The 17,330-nt window shown below is 37.8% G+C and carries 19 protein-coding genes; 3 read left to right on the plus strand and 16 right to left on the minus strand.

The window, feature by feature from the left end:
- Positions 1-120 precede the first annotated feature (120 nt).
- Positions 121-1,131, plus strand: coding sequence for an FUSC family protein (locus ACHABU_RS04110; protein WP_435762550.1), 1,011 nt, complete (start codon positions 121-123; stop codon positions 1,129-1,131).
- Positions 1,132-1,164: 33 nt separating this feature from the next.
- Here the strand turns inward: ACHABU_RS04110 and ACHABU_RS04115 are convergent, their stop codons facing one another.
- From ACHABU_RS04115 to ACHABU_RS04150, 8 genes are all read right to left on the minus strand, one after another.
- A complete protein-coding gene (locus ACHABU_RS04115) occupies positions 1,165-1,797 on the minus strand; it encodes a response regulator (RefSeq protein WP_435762552.1) in 633 nt (210 codons plus the stop codon).
- Positions 1,790-2,833, minus strand: coding sequence for a sensor histidine kinase (locus tag ACHABU_RS04120; protein WP_435762554.1), 1,044 nt, complete (start codon positions 2,831-2,833; stop codon positions 1,790-1,792). The genes ACHABU_RS04115 and ACHABU_RS04120 overlap by 8 nt, the downstream gene beginning before the upstream one ends.
- Positions 2,830-3,558 carry a cell wall-active antibiotics response protein LiaF gene (gene liaF / locus ACHABU_RS04125; RefSeq protein WP_435762556.1) on the minus strand — a complete coding sequence of 243 codons (729 nt, stop codon included), beginning with the start codon at positions 3,556-3,558 and terminating at the stop codon, positions 2,830-2,832. Before liaF ends, ACHABU_RS04120 begins: the two co-directional genes overlap by 4 nt.
- Positions 3,559-3,662: 104 nt before the next feature.
- On the minus strand, positions 3,663-4,295 hold the full coding sequence (locus ACHABU_RS04130) for a PspA/IM30 family protein (RefSeq protein ID WP_435762558.1): 633 nt from the start codon (positions 4,293-4,295) through the stop codon (positions 3,663-3,665).
- A 23-nt stretch (positions 4,296-4,318) separates the two neighbouring features.
- Positions 4,319-4,672 carry a flagellar basal body rod protein gene (locus ACHABU_RS04135; protein ID WP_435762560.1) on the minus strand — a complete coding sequence of 118 codons (354 nt, stop codon included), beginning with the start codon at positions 4,670-4,672 and terminating at the stop codon, positions 4,319-4,321.
- A gap of 199 nt (positions 4,673-4,871) precedes the next feature.
- Positions 4,872-5,477, minus strand: a complete 606-nt coding sequence (locus tag ACHABU_RS04140; protein WP_435762562.1) for a DedA family protein — start codon at positions 5,475-5,477, stop codon at positions 4,872-4,874.
- Between the two features lie 45 nt (positions 5,478-5,522).
- Entirely contained in the window at positions 5,523-6,515 is a 993-nt protein-coding gene (locus ACHABU_RS04145) for an LLM class flavin-dependent oxidoreductase (RefSeq protein ID WP_435762564.1), read from the minus strand.
- Entirely contained in the window at positions 6,505-7,101 is a 597-nt protein-coding gene (locus ACHABU_RS04150; protein WP_435762566.1) for a DUF1836 domain-containing protein, read from the minus strand. Before ACHABU_RS04150 ends, ACHABU_RS04145 begins: the two co-directional genes overlap by 11 nt.
- Positions 7,102-7,242: 141 nt before the next feature.
- Between ACHABU_RS04150 and trhA the strand changes: the two genes are divergently transcribed.
- Positions 7,243-7,890, plus strand: a complete 648-nt coding sequence (trhA, locus tag ACHABU_RS04155; protein WP_435762568.1) for a PAQR family membrane homeostasis protein TrhA — start codon at positions 7,243-7,245, stop codon at positions 7,888-7,890.
- A 105-nt stretch (positions 7,891-7,995) separates the two neighbouring features.
- On the opposite strand, the gene ACHABU_RS04160 is transcribed toward trhA, so the two are convergent.
- From ACHABU_RS04160 to rfbA, 8 genes are all read right to left on the minus strand, one after another.
- Positions 7,996-9,294 carry a PcsB-like coiled-coil domain-containing protein gene (locus ACHABU_RS04160; RefSeq protein WP_435762570.1) on the minus strand — a complete coding sequence of 433 codons (1,299 nt, stop codon included), beginning with the start codon at positions 9,292-9,294 and terminating at the stop codon, positions 7,996-7,998.
- Between the two features lie 266 nt (positions 9,295-9,560).
- Positions 9,561-11,249, minus strand: a complete 1,689-nt coding sequence (locus ACHABU_RS04165; RefSeq protein ID WP_435762572.1) for a DUF6044 family protein — start codon at positions 11,247-11,249, stop codon at positions 9,561-9,563.
- Entirely contained in the window at positions 11,212-12,342 is a 1,131-nt protein-coding gene (gene rffA / locus ACHABU_RS04170) for a dTDP-4-amino-4,6-dideoxygalactose transaminase (protein ID WP_435762574.1), read from the minus strand. The genes ACHABU_RS04165 and rffA overlap by 38 nt, the downstream gene beginning before the upstream one ends.
- Positions 12,343-12,347: 5 nt before the next feature.
- Entirely contained in the window at positions 12,348-12,704 is a 357-nt protein-coding gene (locus tag ACHABU_RS04175) for an EamA family transporter (protein WP_435762576.1), read from the minus strand.
- Positions 12,705-13,424 carry a GNAT family N-acetyltransferase gene (locus tag ACHABU_RS04180; RefSeq protein ID WP_435762578.1) on the minus strand — a complete coding sequence of 240 codons (720 nt, stop codon included), beginning with the start codon at positions 13,422-13,424 and terminating at the stop codon, positions 12,705-12,707. It lies immediately after the preceding gene.
- Complete coding sequence (locus ACHABU_RS04185; RefSeq protein WP_435762580.1) at positions 13,402-14,355, minus strand: glycosyltransferase family 2 protein; 954 nt, start codon at positions 14,353-14,355, stop codon at positions 13,402-13,404. Before ACHABU_RS04185 ends, ACHABU_RS04180 begins: the two co-directional genes overlap by 23 nt.
- Positions 14,331-15,371, minus strand: coding sequence for a dTDP-glucose 4,6-dehydratase (gene rfbB / locus ACHABU_RS04190; RefSeq protein ID WP_435762582.1), 1,041 nt, complete (start codon positions 15,369-15,371; stop codon positions 14,331-14,333). Before rfbB ends, ACHABU_RS04185 begins: the two co-directional genes overlap by 25 nt.
- Entirely contained in the window at positions 15,364-16,296 is a 933-nt protein-coding gene (rfbA, locus tag ACHABU_RS04195; protein ID WP_435762584.1) for a glucose-1-phosphate thymidylyltransferase RfbA, read from the minus strand. The genes rfbB and rfbA overlap by 8 nt, the downstream gene beginning before the upstream one ends.
- Before the next feature lie 567 nt (positions 16,297-16,863).
- On the opposite strand from rfbA, the gene ACHABU_RS04200 reads away from it, so the two are divergent.
- Positions 16,864-17,271, plus strand: a complete 408-nt coding sequence (locus ACHABU_RS04200) for an LAGLIDADG family homing endonuclease (RefSeq protein WP_435762585.1) — start codon at positions 16,864-16,866, stop codon at positions 17,269-17,271.
- Positions 17,272-17,330: the final 59 nt, after the last annotated feature.

Genomic DNA, 17,330 nt, shown 5'->3' on the forward strand with positions numbered 1-17,330 from the left:
CTATCTTTTTTAAAATTGCAACCCTTTTATTTAAATTAATTGAATTTTTTTTCAGATAGTAAGAGAATAGGTTAGTATCATAGGCTTTACTAGATAATTTTGGGAATAGAGGTTTTATAAGTGAAAAAATATATGATTGGCAGCAGAGTTGTAAAAACTGGAGTAGCTGTTTTCCTGACTGCACTTATATGTGAATGGATCGGTTGGCCCCCAGTATTTGCAGTAATTACAGCGATTGTTACAGTGGAACCGACAGTTTCTGCTTCAATCAAAAAAGGAATTGTCCGTTTTCCTGCATCAGCAATAGGCTCGGCCTTTGCTGTACTATTTATTTCCCTTTTTGGAGATTCACCGCTTACGTACGCACTAGCAACTGTGTTTACAATCGCTGTCTGTTTTAGGTTAAAGCTACGTGACGGTTTACTCGTTGCTACATTGACTGCTGTTGCAATGATTGATGTCACCCACAGTAATCTTTTAATAGCCTTTTTTACAAGGTTAGGGACGACCACAATCGGACTTAGCGTTTCAACTATCGTAAACATGTTTATTCTGCCTCCGAATTACAGGAATCATATATCAAAAAACGTAAAAGATATTAAACATCAAACCGGATTACAAATTGAAAAATTATTTGAATTTATTTTAAAAGATAAACACGAAAGTACAGCCTCTATGCTAAACGATTTGAAAAGACTTGATCAAAACATTAACCAAACAGAAATGTTAATTCGCTTTCAAAAAGACGAAGTTAAATACCATCCATTGCTGGAAACAGAGAAGGAAGAGTTTAAGCATTTACAAAGTCAGATGAATCATTTGAGACTCATTCATTACCATTTAAGTAATCTAATTCATAATCCGATTATCAATCTATCTTGGTCCGATAGCGAAAGGAACATTATCTTAACTGCAGTCAGGGCACTCGTACAAAGTTTGCAGGATGAAACTTCCTATAATTACGAAGTTCATGCAAACCGCCTTAAGGAGATAACCGCTATTTTTTGGGAAGATAATGAGGAAATCACAAAGAATAATGAAATACATCCTACGAACTTCCCACCCGAATTAATCATTTTATATGAACTGGTTTCCATTTATGACCTTGTTGACCACTTCTATACCAACTAAAAAGGAAGAGCCTGTATTTCTATGGCTCTTCCTCTATGTGACGAGATTATTTTGAAATGCGTAAATGACTGCCTGTGTCCGATCCTGGACTTGAAGTTTTCCTAAAATATTACTCACATGCACTTTTACTGTTTTCAAGGCAATAAATAAGTCATCCGCGATTTCCTGATTTGTTTTCCCTTTTGCGATTAACAACAGAATTTCTTTTTCTCGTTCTGTCAACTGATCATGGAGGGGTTCTTCCGGTTTATTGCGCATACGAGTCATTATTTTTCCGGTTACTTCAGGTTCCAGAATGGATTGGCCACCATGGGTTGCCCGAATTGCTTTTGCGATTTCACTTGCCTTTGAAGTTTTTAACATATAACTTGTCGCTCCAGCTTCCAGAGCAGGGTATACCTTTTCATCATCTAAAAAACTTGTCACAATTATAATTTTTGCCTCGGGCCACTTCTCGATAATTTTTCTTGTTGCTTCAATTCCATCCATTTCCTTCATAACAAGATCCATTAGAATAATATCCGGTTTCAATTCTAAAGCGAGCTGTACTGCAGGAGCACCATCATCCGCTTCTGCAATAACATCGATATCAGGCTGTGCGGAAAGATATGCCGATACTCCAATCCGAACCATCTCATGATCATCTGCAAACAATACGTTAATCATTTACGAATTCCTCCTTCTTCAGGACCGGGACTTTAACTTCCAATTGGGTTCCCTCATTTGGCAAGCTGACAATTTTGAACGTTCCCCCTACTTCATATGCGCGTTCCCGCATATTCTGCATGCCATACGAGCTTGTTTTTTCTTTTTTCATATCAAAACCGATTCCATTATCAACCACACGTAAAATGATTGTTTCATCCCGTTCTATTAATAAGATATTCAACGTTGTTGCTTTGGCATGCCTTAATGTGTTGGAAATCGATTCCTGCAAAATACGGAACAATTGATCTTCCACCCCTTTATCGACAGTAAATGCCTCGACCTTTGATTCAATCTCCATCGGAACTTTTTGGGTAAGTTCCAATAATAGTTCTTCTACACCTTCTTGAAGAGACTTCCCTTTTAATGCGACAGGTCTGAGATGTAATAGTAATGCACGCATTTCCGCTTGAGATTGGTGTATCATTTTCTCAACCATCGTAAGCTGCTGTTTGAGAGTTGCCTCTTCTGGTGGATTGGTTTCATTTATCGCTGACATCAGCATGGAAGCAGCAAATAATTGCTGACTCACCGAATCATGAAGCTCCCGAGCCAAGCGATTACGTTCCTGTATAACAATCTCCTGCAGACTTTTCTCCCGTTCGTGAGCCCTTTCTGTAGCTAGACGTTGGGCATGTTCCGCCTGATTTCTTAATTTTTCCTGTAATTGATCAATCCGTAACTGTATGCTTGTGAGTTCTTTATAGGCTTCTTCCTCTTGTGATACCTTCTGACCTTTCACCATCTGATCAAGCTTGCGTTCTACCGAATGCAGCCGCTGTTTCCAATACCATCCGATTGAAAGTCCTGTAATTGTACCTACAGAAATGCCAATTCCAAGGATCCATACCAGATAGGAAACATTTCCAAAACCTTCATTCCAAATATCAGACCAATTCGATGGGGGGAAGAAGAAGAAAGTCACCCCTACCACGAGTAAAGTAAATACGATACAAAATAAAACGGAAGTAAGTATATGACGTATAACTGTATTCATATCCGCTTCACCTCAATATCACCCGAGAATAAAGAGGTAATGATTTTCACGCGCTGCTGGGATGTATCGTAATTAGCTGTTTGATAGAAAAGCGATTTGTTCATTAATTGCAAATGATGGTTTCCTAAAATATGCCCCCGTCCAAAGATGGAACTGTGATGTATACTTACTTCCACCTCATAGGGGACATAGATTACGATATTTCCTACAAGATGGCGAATTGAGATGACGGCTGTATCTTTTGGAAGAACGGTATTACTCAGATCGATTACACGGTCACCAAAGGCACCATGTATATTAATATCCTTCCATTGATAGGCAGTATCATCAGTTATCTGATCATCTAAAAATGTAGACTTAAATAATGCATCTATTTCAATGACCGTTTCTTCTCTTACTTCACCACCGGGAAGAATCGGTTCATAATGCTCCATTTTCTTTTTTGATTTGGAATAATTCATGATAAATAAAACGACTGCAGCAATAATCAAGAATCGGACTGCTAATAAATTTAGGACAGCAAATACGAGACTGATTAAAGATATCCAAAACAGAATTTTCCCCCATAATCGATGGAAATATTTCCATCCGATATACATAAATAAAGCGGAGAACAGAGCTGGAATAATGGTTCCTCCGTAAAAGAAAGCTATCTCAAAAATAAAGAGGATCACCCCAATGATCAAAATCCAGTTAAAATAATCGGTCGATAAATACTTGAACATATTGGTGATCCTCCTTTCTATGTAGTAAGATATACAGGCTCAAGTAGTGCAAGCCTGTACATTATATCATGATTTATTCATTTTCTGAATGGGTTACTATTGCATTAATTTGTTTGTTCATTCAGCTCTTTTTCAAGCTTTGCGATTTTACTGTCAAATGTACTTTTGTAATAGGAGCTGTTTACTTTGTATTCCAGATTTTCAATATATTGCTCCATCTCAGTGAATCTTGAAAATGGCTTTTCGGATGTTTCTTCCACTACTCGATTGATTTGATAATTTGCTTTAGCAATATTTTCACGTCCCATCAATTCCATACGACGTAAATGCATGTCTTTTAATCTATGTTTCATATCCTCATACTTTTGTTCCAATGTTTCAAGCTGCTCAAGTGCTTCCTCACGGGAGGCTTTCATGCGATCTGCACGAACCTGATATTCTTCATGTTCTTTTACCGCAAACTCATGCATTGCTACTTCTCCAGCTTTTTCAGCAATTGCTGCTTGTTTCAAGCGTCTATCAGCAAGATCCTGTGCTTTCAAATATTCTCTTGAAAATTCCTCTTTTAATTTGTATTGACGATCAATCAGCTTCCTTACCTTCTCTTTTTCCTGCTCACTTTGACGTAAATATTGATTTAAAGCTACAATCGGGTTTTTCTGTTCTTTTTTATCCAACATGGTATGAAGATCTGCTGAAATAGAATCTTTCATTCGAGTGAATACATTTGTTGACATATCAATCTCTCCTTTTAATTTAATTATCTATTTAATTCTGCCCACTGACGTTCAAAATTGGTAAATGGATCATCGTCTTCTATAACAGAGACAACAGGACTTTCTTCTTCCTCGTTCCAGTTTTTATAAATGAGGTAGAGCACATATGCTGCAGCAATGCCAATCACAGCAAACATGTTTGAAAAAGTAATACTTAACACGAGTAATCCAACGATCGCCCAGCCGACTTTACCTACCGTTGAATCGCTTTTGACAAATTTCTTAAAAACGACGTATAGTAACCAAATACTCAGCGCAAGCAGTGCCATTGGTCCAATATTGGCCAACAAAATAATCACTGCAACAAGGCCAAAAGTAAACAACATAAATTTCTTCATTCCTATTTCCTCCTTTCTTTATCCTGATTTAATCTTACCGAGAATGAAGCTCTCCGGTAATGAGCCTCAGATATATTTTGAACTAAGCCCTCAGGCGTATTCCACTGTAGTCCGTGCCTGTGGTCAATACCCGGTTTTTGTAGAAATTTGTCGGAAATAGGTACAGAAAAAGGAAGTAAGGTTAGCCAATATGGCATCCTTACTTCCTTTTTTTTCGAATATACCAGATAACAACGACTACCATCCCACTAAAAATCATTAGATAAACAATAGAGGAATATACATCCATAAATCCCAGAATATCTTCCCAGTTTTCTCCCAAGATGACACCAATCGAAATAAGAATCATATTCCAAGCAAGCGTTCCGATTGTAGTAAAGAACAGAAATAATGAGAATTTCATATTAGACATCCCAGCTGGAATAGAAATCAGACTACGAACGAGTGGGATCATCCGACAAAAGAGTACGGTCCAATACCCATACTTATCAAACCACGCATCTGCCTTATGAATGTCTTCTTTTTTAATCCTGACAAGATGGCCATAGCGGTCGACAATTTTTTCCAATCGTTCCACATCTACTAGCAGTCCAATACTATACAAAATCATTGCACCGATGACCGAACCTAGAGTTGCAGTAACCACGATACCGATTACTGTCAAATCTGTATAGGTAGTAAGAAACCCACCGAAAGGAAGTACTATTTCCGATGGAATCGGTGGAAACACATTTTCCAAAGTCATCATTAGGAAAACTCCTAAGTAGCCAAATTGTTCCATTATGTCAGTAACCCAATTTTGCATGATAACCTCCGACTTCCATAAATGCTAAAAGGATTTTTCATTCTTCTATTTACTTAATCTAAATTCATCAGCCAACAACTGATATGATTTTCTTCGGGCTTCATAGCTATGTGTGATTGTCACAATCATAAATTCATCCGTACCATATTCCTGTTGTAGTTCTTCCAGCTTATTTCTAACTGTTGCAGGGTCACCAATAATCTGATTATCATTCATATTTTGCATCATTTGCAAATCGTCATCAGAATAAGGATATTCGGTTGCCTCTTTCACGGAAGGCACCCCATTTTTCCCCTCCCCCTTCGTTTGCAGTACACGCAAAAGTATATTGCTTTTAGCAAGTTCCTGAGCTTCTTCATTTGTTTCTGCACAAATGACGGAGACAGCAACAAAAGCTTTCGGATTTTTCGTGGAATGATGGTCAAAATAACTTTTCATTATCTCTGCACCATTCTCATTACTCATAAAATGTCCATATACATACGGCATTCCTTTTCCAGCAGCCAACTTGGCACTCTTCCCACTTGTTCCAAGAAGCCACGGAACTGGTGGCGTTTCTGGAATTGGGGTAGCTGTAACTTTGGAAAACATATGATCCTCTGGAAAATCACGTTGAAGGAAATGTGTTAGCTCGTCTATCAATTCCGGCATTTTACGTACCTTTTTCAGGAAGTTACCTGCAAGTGCAATGGAAACTTCAGCAGATCCACCAGGTGCCCTTCCTAAGCCAATATCAATTCTACCAGGGAACATTGTAGCCAACACATTATATCTCTCTGCAATATTATATGGTTTATAATTAGGCAAGAGAACAGCACCAGACCCTAAACGAATTTTGTCTGTTTTAGAACCGATTATTCCTAACAGAATATCCGGAGCGGGACTCGATAATCCATCCAGATCATGATGCTCAGCAACCCAATAGCGTGTAAAACCTAACACATCTGCCAGTTCAGCCAATTCGATAGTAGCTTCCAAAGCTTCTTTGGCTTTACGCCCTTTTGTAACCGGTGCCTGATCCAAAATACTAAGCTTCATCCTTATTCCCTTCCTTCTTCATATTATCCACGATTTTCTCAGCAGCTCTTCGATAATAATTACTCATACTTGAAAAAGTTGCTACAAGCAAAACTTGTTCCAAATACGCTTCATCATCGGCATGATCATTCTCCAGTTCTTTCACTTCATTGTTTATATCTTTCCAATGCTCCTCGACATCATTTTTGAACATCGCACTGTTTTTATCCATTAAATCTAGGTAACTACGATATAAACGCTGCAGATTGAAGTCTTCATCTGTTATTTTTGAATTCAATTGATCAAGTGCCATCTTTACATCCTTAATCGATAATGCACTTTTCATTTGATAAATCATACTGATTAATATCAAATGCTCCTTGGAATATTTTTTATTTTTTATAGGAAAAAAAAGCTTTCCCTTTGCGTAATTGTTAATCATTGTTTTGGTTAATACTTTTTCATCATCATTTCGCTTAGATGCTGCAAATTTATTTTCAAATAGCTGAATAACCTGATCCATATATAGATCCAGGTTAGGTATATCCTCCAGTGATAATTGGTTTTCCAAGTTCAGTGATTCAATTAGTTCCTTTTTATTTTTCATCGTTTAAGCTCCATTTATTAAAGTTACTTTACATTATATGTGATGCCAACATCAAAGTAAAATATTGACTACATGTCGTAATAGTAATATTATGTACATATAGTTTTAAAAACTACATAACAAACTAAGGATGTGTAATTAATGAATAAGTATATTCGTGAACCAATGAATGGTTTTACACATTTATTTGGAGCAATCATGGCAGTTATTGGGCTGGTGGCTCTAATTGTGAAAGCTTCTGAAACTACAGACAGTACACTGGCAGTCATCGCTGTTGTTATATTCGGAGTGAGTATGATTCTATTATATTCTGCTTCTGCGACGTATCATATGGTGATAGCAAAAGATAGTGTCATTGCATTTTTACGAAAAATTGACCATTCCATGATATTCGTGTTGATTGCAGGGACATACATCCCCTTTTGCCTTATTACCTTAAATGGCGTTACAGGATGGATTCTAAGTGGGGTTATCAGTGGACTTGCAATAGCTGGAGTCATTTTCAAATTGGTTTGGTTCCATTCTCCACGTTGGCTGTCGACTGCACTTTACGTCTTAATGGGCTGGATCGTCGTTTTCTTCAGTGGATCATTAGCCCCCGAACTCGGGACAAACGGGATGTTTTATTTAATCGCAGGAGGTCTGTTTTATACAGTTGGAGCGCTTATCTATTGGCTGAAACCTAACTTTTTATCATCGAAGTACTTTGGATTTCATGAGATCTTCCACATATTTATTTTATTTGGCAGTTTATGCCACTTTGTCTGTATTTACGTATATGTATTGTAGAAAAAACGAGCTCGCCACTAATTTGGGAAGCTCGTTTTCATTTAATAGGATAATATATTGGACTTTAAATAATAGTAAAGCAAATGTTCAGTATGTCCCTATTATTTACTCTACAATGGTTACCTTAACAGTACGTACTCCCCAACTGTATGCTTCCTTCTTAGTTGGTACAAAGACATCAATTTTATTTCCTTTAATTGCGCCACCAGTATCTCCTGCTGTTGCGTATCCATATCCTTCCACATAGACAGTACTACCTAATGGAATTACATTTGGATCTACCGCTATCACTTTTGCATCTGGATTCGCTTTTAAATTAATACCTGTTGCCGTGTAACCAGAGCAACCTGCACAATTAGCTGTATAGGCAGTCGAATTTACAGTAAAGGTTTTACCTTCTTTCTTTTCGTCCGCTTTTTCTTCTTTCATTGGCGCTGCTGTTTCTTTTTCCACTTTTTTCTCTTTTACTTCTTTTGCCTCTTGTTTAGGTGTTTCTTGCTTCGTTGCAGGCTTTGTCTGTTTGTTTTCCTTAGGCTTCTTCGTTTCCACCTTTTCAGAAGGTTTTTCTTCCTTAGATGCCATTTGAACGATATTTGGTTCAACTACTGTTTTTTCCGTGTTTTTGGATTTTTCATCCACTTTTTCCGATTGCGCTATTAAACTTTGTTTAACTTCTTGTTCAAGTGAAGCTAAATCGCTATCTTCCAATTTAAGGTCAGTTGCTAATGCTGATAATTCCTGTTCTTTCATTTCAAGCTCTTCTTTACGTTGAGCACTTTCCTGTAATTGTTGGCTGATTACCACTTTTGCTTCTTCTTGTTCTAATTTCATTGCGTTTAAATCATTAAGCTTGTCCAACACTTCATTACGTTTTTTTTCTACTTTTTCCATATCAGATTTCTGCTGTTCCATTAAAGCAGCATCCGAATCTGCAATTTTATTCATTGCAGTAACACGTGTAATAAAGTCACCGAAGTCTTTCGAACCAAAAATAACTTCTAAATAACTAATATCTCCACCCGTTTTTTGGGTAGAAACGATACGACCTTTTAATATCTCATATCTTTCTTCTATCTTTGCTTCTAATTCTTGCATCTCTTTTTCCAACTCAGATATGTCAGCTACGGTAGAGTCGATTTTATTCTCTGTATCTTCTACCAGATTTTGTTTTTCAATTAACGTTTCATTCGCACGTTCGATTTCTTGATTCAACTCTTCAAGATCTATTAAAATTGTTGTAATTTGTTTTTCTGATTTTGATAGATTTTCTGTAATATCTTTGCGTTGGTCACGAATCGATTCTAAATCGTTCGTCGGTTCTGCAAAGACTGGGACACTGAATAATGAACCACCTAGTCCAACAATCATAATAACTGTAGATATTACTACTAAGGTTTTTCTCAATTTTTCTTCCCCCTGATTTCGCCACACCTGCAATCTTTATATACAATAAATAGATTCGCTCATCTGCAGTCATGTGAAAAATATACTAAAATTATCCATTCTTTGTACGAGCTAGTATAGCATTGGAGAATGACATCCATATTATGAGAATGTTACATTTGTGTTTCACAGGGGTCCGTATGTTCGCTTGAAATGATTGTATAATAAAGAGGCAGTAGAAGACTGGATAAAAAACTGTCTTCTACTGCCTCTATCAATTTATATTTTCACAGGGAATAGAGCCAGATCTGCCAGGGTGAACTCTTGTTTTCAAAAGTTTGCTCATACTCCAGTCCGAGTTCTTCCTCATTCGCAATGGGTACTGCAGAGAGAATATAGTCACCACCGAGTTGAGCGAGTGCCTGTGTATTAATGTTTAGCTGTTCAATTGGTTCATTGCGATCTTTCGTAAACATGTAGTCTTTTCCATGCTCTGCTACGTACATGTACAGCCTTCCACCCCATGTGTCATAGTAGGACTCCAGAGTCGGATTTTTATCCAACTCTCCCTGGATGACTTTCCTGAACGCATACTTGTATTCAAGCGGATAACTGTTATTGTATGTATCGAGTGTGTAAAATCCGTTATACTGTGCAATCGTTGGATGCATTCCAATACTGACTACTCTGTATTCGGACTGATCTTTTCCGATGTAATCCGCTACCTCATCAAATAAATCCTCCGAATAGAATTCTGCAAATGTTGGCGTATTAAAATCCTTATACTTAAGCTCTTCTGTTAATCCAAATAGATTCAAGCACTGGGTAATTACAAGCAGACATACGAGCACCCTTCCGTACTTTAAATATCTCCATAAGATGGCAATTGCCAACGCAAAGCTAATATACCAAATGGCCGGATCAAGAAAGTGAATACGACCAAAATTAAACGTATTGGCAATCATAAAATTATCCTTTATGACTCGCCACCCTTCCCAGTACCAATAGGCATACCAGAATGAAAGTGCCAAATTGAACAGGAATAGGGTCAGCAGTAATCGCGGCTTTACTTTACTGTATACTGCGACTAACAAGGCAATCAGTATCGTAGGAATGATAATATACGCCTGATGTGCTTCATCATGAGTTAGTCCGTAAAGGAAATTTTCCCAGGCCAATTCATAACTGCGGTCAAACGTATTGTGTCCTAGATCGAGTTCCTCCCGATGCGAAGTGAAACTGGAGTCAAGAAACATCGACGTAATTAACAAATAGTTTTTTACCACATAGATACTTGTCATAGAGGCAATAGCTGTAAAAAACGGCCAATTCGACTTTTTAAAGTGAATCCAGTCAATAAGCCAAAACAATCCCATTAACAAAAGGAAAAAAACAAAGCTAAGGACGAAATTGGATAGAAACGGAATCAGTAGAAGTACCAACCAAATATACTTAGGTGTTTTCCAACCATATTTTCGAATCATTAAAAATAAGTAATGTGCAAGTGGTATACCTGCAATGGACAAAGCACCTGATGGCCAATAGGGCAGCATGGAAAAAGCTAATGATGCTCCGACTGTAATCCATGCTGATTGTTCTTTCTTGAAAATAAATTTTGTCAGAAGCAAGTACATCCCGAAAAAGGCAACAAAACGCATAATGGTTTGACTTATCGTATAAGCTGTCATTGGTTCAAAAAGCACATACAGCCAAACAACTGCATCAAAAGACGATGGTAGTGTGCTCCTTGGCAAACCGTTGATGGCATTTGGCAGCATCGTATCTGTCAGGGTGAAAATCTGACCACTTTCTGCAAGCATCTTATACCAGACGATATTCGAATCCAGATTATCATGTATACGGATATGAGTGTCCTCACCTAATATGTAATAAGGGGTAAGATAGACAATGATGACAAGACAGGCAATCCAGATACATTTATGCTTGATAATACGCTTGAATAATCTTGATCCCATGTTCCACATCCTCTTCCTTTATACCATAATAAAGTGGCAACCTTAAAATACGTTCACTATCAGTTGTCGTATAAAGGTCCTCCCCTACAAACTCACCAAATTTTTTCCCCGCTTGAGAAGAACTTAGTGGAACATAATGAGGAACAGCCATTACCTCATTTTCCTTCAGATAAAGGATCAATTTCGATCGCTCTTGGTCATCCTTTGTTTTAATATAAAACATATGGGCATTATGTTCGCAATCCTTTGGAATGGTAGGAATGTCAATCTTCTCGATATCAGCCAGTGACTGAAGTCCTTTTCGGTATTGTTCCCATGAGCGTAATCGATCCTGATTAATTTCATCTGCATGTTCCAATTGCACAGAGAGATAAGCGGCATTCAATTCACTTAATAAATAGGAAGAGCCTAGATCCCGCCACGTATATTTATCAACCATTCCCTTCATAAACTGTGAACGGTCTGTTCCTTTTTCCTGCAGGATTTCAGCACGATCCACAAGTGAACGATCATTAATGATCAATGCACCGCCTTCCCCGCATGTATAATTTTTCGTTTCATGGAAGCTGAATGTCCCCATGTGTCCAATCGTACCAAGACTTCTTCCTTTATACTTACTCATCAGGCCCTGGGCGGCATCTTCAATCACCCAAAGACCATGAACTGCAGCAATTTCCATAATCGAATCCATGTCGCAAGATACCCCTGCATAATGAACAACGACGATTACTTTGGTTCGATCTGTTACCGCTTCTTCGATTTTTTCCGGATTGATATTCATCGTTTCTGGTGAGACATCAACAAATCGTATGGATGCACCTCTGAGTGCAAATGCATTGGCAGTAGATACAAAGGTATAGGATGGCATAATGACTTCATCCCCCACACCAACTTCTGTTAATAGAGCTGTCATTTCAAGTGCTGCCGTACAGGAAGGAGTAAGGATTGCCTTTTCACAATCGAGTTTGTTTTTTAACCATGCTGTACAATTGTCTCCAAACGGCCCATTTCCGGAGAGTTCGTTCTGCTGCATTGCATCTTTCATCGCCTCCATTTCTGGTCCGATTATGCATGGTTTATTAAATGGAATCATTCGTATCACCTCATTACAATAATGCCTAGAATAATTAAAGCAAAACCGATTAATTTTTGCGGGCTTACTGGTTCACCGAATAGAAACACGGAAAAAATAAATACTAGAACGAAAGACAGACTCATAAATGGATATGCATAGCTAATATCAAATTTCGTCATTGCTGCCATCCAACTGAGTGCTGCTAAAAAAGCGGCTAGAAAACCGGATAAAATCCAAGGGTTCATTAATAACTGAATAAGAAACAAGAATTTATCTGCCCAAGCTTCAGGAAGTCCCCCCTGCTTATCCATGGTCCACTTGATTACCAGCTGACCGTAGACAGTAAAAGTAATCGTGCTGAAAATAAATAAGTAACCCATTCATTCCCCTCCGGCCTTTAGTGAACCATTTAATTTATGATAAACATCGATGGAACCCTTCAAGCGAAAGCCAAGTGAAATAAATACATTCAATGATGCCGGATTGGAAGGAGAAATGGATGTCCGTAATGTGTCGTAACCGGTTATTCTGAATTGTTCCTGAACACAGGATCCGGCGAAATCTTTTGCCAGTCCTTTTCCCCGAAACTTCTTATGCATGGCTAAGAGTAGAATATGATCATTTTCATAGGCAAAAAATCCAGCTAATCTTCCATCAAAGTACAATGCAAGGATAAAATCTTTTTGAATCAAATCATTCACCCAATTTCGATAGCGCTTGTCCGCCATATCATCCGGTATATTGAAATCGCGGTGAAAACGGCCACCCGCAAAGGCCTCCTCGGCAATATCCAATATATCCTTGTTGTTATACTCACGGGCAAAACGAATTTTACTTTCTTTTGGAACGAGTAACTGTTCTTTGTTGCACACTGGCTCCATTAATGTATTTACATAATAAAATCCGAACTTTTTTAAATTTTCTTTATCAGCAAATGGGTCTACCTTCACAGTGAAGTGTCCCTCTGTATCCTGCGTCTCTTGTAAGGATTCTACAGAATATTCCCTCAGCTGATAGGTAGGCACACGGAAATTTCGTTGATCCCAAGGAGTGGGTTCCAAATAGTTTGTCATTGTATCAGCTCCGTTCATCTGTTTCATCTGTTGTTTCCCTGATTAGATAGAGGGGGCGTCCTTTTGTTTCATTAAATATTTTTCCGATATACAACCCAAGAATTCCAAGATTAAAAAAAATCAATCCTCCAAGAAAGAAAATGGAAACCATAACGCTTGTCCAACCTGCGACCGGCTGATCAAGAAAGAAATAACGGAAAAATAAATACACAGCATATAGAAAGGAAACAAGAGAAATTAAAAAACCAATTTGAATCGATAGGCGAAGTGGCTTGTTGGACTGTGAAATAATCGTATCCGTCGCCAAATTAATCAACTTGTTAATGTTGTACGAGGATTTCCCTTCCTTTCTGGAATTGTGTTCTACAGGAATGCTTGCTGCTTTATATCCCATCCATTTAAGAAATAATGGGAAGTTACGATTCTGCTCGCGCATTCGTCTGAAGCCCATTACTACTTTTTTTGAGTTGATACTGAAATTGGCAGTCGAGTAATCGGAAACTTGTCCACTAAAATAATCATAAATACGGTAAAAGACTTGTGAAGATTTCCTCTTAACCCACTTATCCTGTCTAGCAATTCGTTTGCCGAAAACTACTTCATAACCATCCATAGCTTTTTGATATAGGTTAGCGATTTCTTCAGGCTTGTCCTGTAAATCACAGTCCATGACGACCACCCAGTCTCCGCTTGTATAGTCTAGTCCTGCAGTAATCGCGTGATGCTGACCGAAATTCCGGGAAAAATCAATCCCCCTGATTTGTTCATCCTCTGTACTTAAACGTTTAATCGTTTCCCATGCAGCATCCGGGCTTGCGTCGTTGATTAATACGATTTCATGTTGGGCTGGTATCGTTGAAATTGTCTTTTTTATGCGGCCGCAAAGTTCTATCAGACAAGATTCACAACCATAAACAGGTACGACCACCGAGATTACCGGTTTGTTTGCAAATTCCATTGTTTCACATACCATTCTACTGTTTTCTTTAGCGCCTCATCCATGTCTTCTTTTGGTTTCCAGTCCAATTTATTTCTTAATTTGCTATCATCCACAGCATATCTCCGGTCATGTCCTTTACGATCTTTGGTAAAAGTAATCAGATCTTTATAGCTATGAATACCTTCTTCCTGCCATTTAATCTCCGGTTTAATCTGATCGAGAATCTCACATATTTGTTTAGCAATAGCAATATTCGTTTTCTCGTTGCCGCCACCGACATTATAGGTTTCCAATGATTTTCCCTGATGATAAATAGCATCCAATGCACGGCAGTGATCTTCTACAAAGAGCCAATCACGAATGTTTTTCCCATCACCGTAGATTGGTATATGCTCACCTGCAAGCGCTTTTCGTATGATGGTCGGGATCAACTTCTCCTTGTGCTGCTTCGGTCCGTAGTTGTTAGAACTGGATGAAATGATGATATTCATCCCATATGTATACCCGAAGCTTTTCACAAGTAAATTTGCTCCCGCCTTTGAGGCGCTATAGGGATTTCTTGGATCATAAGGTGTCTCTTCGGAAAATACCCCATCTGTACCTAGCGATCCATATATTTCATCCGTTGAAATTTGATGGAAGCGCCTGTTGGAAATCTCACCCTTTTTTTCCCAGTCATCTCTGGCAGCCTGCAGAAGTGTCATCGTACCGAGTATATTGGATTGTATAAATGCTCTGGAATCTTCGATGGAACGATCTACGTGGGACTCTGCGGCAAAGTGAATGACGCCTGTAATATCATAGTTTTGAAAAATATGTTTTACCAAGCTTTCATGTGCTATATCTCCATGGATGAATTGATAGCGATCTGAACCTTCCACCTCGTTCAGGTTTTCTGTTGAACCTGCATAAGTGAGCTTATCAATATTCAATATAGTTACGTTAGGATATTTTTCCATGAAATATTGGATAAAATTAGATCCAATAAAACCCGCTCCACCCGTAATAAGAATTGTTTCCTCTTGATTATTCATTTTTCACCAGTCCCATCATCGGATGAAGATCAATAGAGTCCCAATATTGGTCCGTATGTTTCCTGTTAGCAATTTCCATGAGATACTGTCCATAGTCATTCTTCTCCATTGATTTCCCTTTTTCGTACAGTTCTTTCCTCGTGTTATAGCCTAAATAAAAGGCAATCTCCTCCAAGCATGCAATCTTGAATCCTTGTCGCTGCTGAGTCGTTTTTACAAACTCCGCCGTTTCAAACAATGATTCCTGGGTACCTGCATCCATCCAGGCAAATCCTCTCCCCAGTAATTCAACATCCAAATGATTCCATTTCAAATATTCTTTATTTAAATCTGTTATTTCCAATTCACCCCGGTCAGAGGGTTTCAATTTTTTCGCAATCTGGACAGCACGGTAATCATAAATATACAGTCCAGTAACAGCAAAATCGGATTGAGGATCATCTGGCTTTTCTTCCAGAGAAATAACTTTTTGCCTGTGATCAAACTCAACTACCCCAAAACGCCGTGGATCTTTTACTCGATAGCCAAAGATAGTAGCATACTTATGGTTTTTAATTGCATTTCTAAGAAGTGTTGTAAATCCCTGCCCATAGAAAATGTTATCCGCTAGAATCAAAGTTACTTTATCTTTTCCTATAAAATCCTCTGAAATGGTGAGTGCTTCCGGAATTCCTCTTGGTTGGGCCTGTTCCCGGTATTTCAATGTAATTCCAAGTTCTGAACCATCGCCAAGAAGCTTCTCAAAGCGTGGAGTATCCTCTGGTGTACTAATAATTAGAATCTCCTTGATCCCACCAAGCATCAGTACTGAGAGCGGATAATATATCATAGGTTTGTCATAGACCGGCAGTAAATGTTTATTGATACTGTCCGTACTGGGGGATAACCGTGTACCGCTGCCTCCCGCCAAAATAATACCCTTCATATATAAAACACCCCTCTCGGAAGTGAAAAGCGTGCCTGTCACTACCCGAATTTTGTCGAATTATTTCATGTGTTGCTCTCCATATAGGTTAATTCCACATTTAGTTGGTAAGTAATCTTACATTTGTATTTCAAATTTATTTCAATTAAGGAAATCTAAAAAAAGCACAAGCTATCCAAATGGAAGGCTTGTGCAAATTTTTAAAAAAAAATAACTTTAATTCATAGGTGTTAATTTAGAAATAACTTCAATAAAATCAGTTGCTAAGGCACCGATTTCCATTTATTCTACTAGAAGAATTATAAAACCCATCCCCACCATTATATGCAATACTAAGGGGATACCAAATCACAATATACAATATTTGCGGATAGCGATGAAATCACCAACTTTGACCAATACGTTTTTTGGACTCTTGATTATTTATTAGTTATTTACATTTTATTCGAATCGACTGAAATACTGTTCGATGTATGGCGGGGTCTTCAAATTAATCTGGAAAATTGTTTTTAATAAGGTATAATATAATAAGGTTCTTACTATTAAGTAAATTATTGGAGGGAAAAGGTGGAAAAGTGGGAGGCTGCTTATATAGCTGGAATAATTGATGGTGAAGGAAGTATAACGTTAACTCGAATGCATGTGAAAGAACATCGTAGACCATGCATTACTATAGCCTCAAATGATATAGAATTACTTAATTACGTTCAAAAATTAACGGGTGGAAGTATTTATCTGAAAAAGAATTATAATATTATTAAGCATCAAAACTCATATATTCTAAATATAAATAAAAAGAAAGATGTGTTTCGAGTTTTAACGGAAATTTACATATTTTTGAGAATAGACAGGAAAAGAAAAAGAGCCGAATGGATATTAAACCATTACAACCATGTAACCCCAAGAAATGGAAAGTACAGCGAAGAAACTTTAAAAAAGAAGTTATTATTTGAAGAAAATTTCTTTAAGTTTTAGAAAAGAAAAAAACCACCAACATATGTATTGGTGGAGACGGTGGGACATGCTCATCCATG

The organism is Oceanobacillus sp. CF4.6, from assembly GCF_051262635.1.
Taxonomy (GTDB): Bacteria; Bacillota; Bacilli; order Bacillales; family Amphibacillaceae; genus Oceanobacillus.

Coding starts and splice junctions, on each gene's coding strand:
- ACHABU_RS04115 (WP_435762552.1), bottom strand. CDS start 1,797: ATGATTAACGTATTGTTTGCAGATGATCATGAGATGGTTCGGATTGGA.
- ACHABU_RS04120 (WP_435762554.1), bottom strand. CDS start 2,833: ATGAATACAGTTATACGTCATATACTTACTTCCGTTTTATTTTGTATC.
- liaF (WP_435762556.1), bottom strand. CDS start 3,558: ATGTTCAAGTATTTATCGACCGATTATTTTAACTGGATTTTGATCATT.
- ACHABU_RS04130 (WP_435762558.1), bottom strand. CDS start 4,295: ATGTCAACAAATGTATTCACTCGAATGAAAGATTCTATTTCAGCAGAT.
- ACHABU_RS04135 (WP_435762560.1), bottom strand. CDS start 4,672: ATGAAGAAATTTATGTTGTTTACTTTTGGCCTTGTTGCAGTGATTATT.
- ACHABU_RS04140 (WP_435762562.1), bottom strand. CDS start 5,477: ATGCAAAATTGGGTTACTGACATAATGGAACAATTTGGCTACTTAGGA.
- ACHABU_RS04145 (WP_435762564.1), bottom strand. CDS start 6,515: ATGAAGCTTAGTATTTTGGATCAGGCACCGGTTACAAAAGGGCGTAAA.
- ACHABU_RS04150 (WP_435762566.1), bottom strand. CDS start 7,101: ATGAAAAATAAAAAGGAACTAATTGAATCACTGAACTTGGAAAACCAA.
- trhA (WP_435762568.1), top strand. CDS start 7,243: ATGAATAAGTATATTCGTGAACCAATGAATGGTTTTACACATTTATTT.
- ACHABU_RS04165 (WP_435762572.1), bottom strand. CDS start 11,249: ATGGGATCAAGATTATTCAAGCGTATTATCAAGCATAAATGTATCTGG.
- rffA (WP_435762574.1), bottom strand. CDS start 12,342: ATGATTCCATTTAATAAACCATGCATAATCGGACCAGAAATGGAGGCG.
- ACHABU_RS04175 (WP_435762576.1), bottom strand. CDS start 12,704: ATGGGTTACTTATTTATTTTCAGCACGATTACTTTTACTGTCTACGGT.
- ACHABU_RS04180 (WP_435762578.1), bottom strand. CDS start 13,424: ATGAAACAGATGAACGGAGCTGATACAATGACAAACTATTTGGAACCC.
- ACHABU_RS04185 (WP_435762580.1), bottom strand. CDS start 14,355: ATGGAATTTGCAAACAAACCGGTAATCTCGGTGGTCGTACCTGTTTAT.
- rfbB (WP_435762582.1), bottom strand. CDS start 15,371: ATGAATAATCAAGAGGAAACAATTCTTATTACGGGTGGAGCGGGTTTT.
- rfbA (WP_435762584.1), bottom strand. CDS start 16,296: ATGAAGGGTATTATTTTGGCGGGAGGCAGCGGTACACGGTTATCCCCC.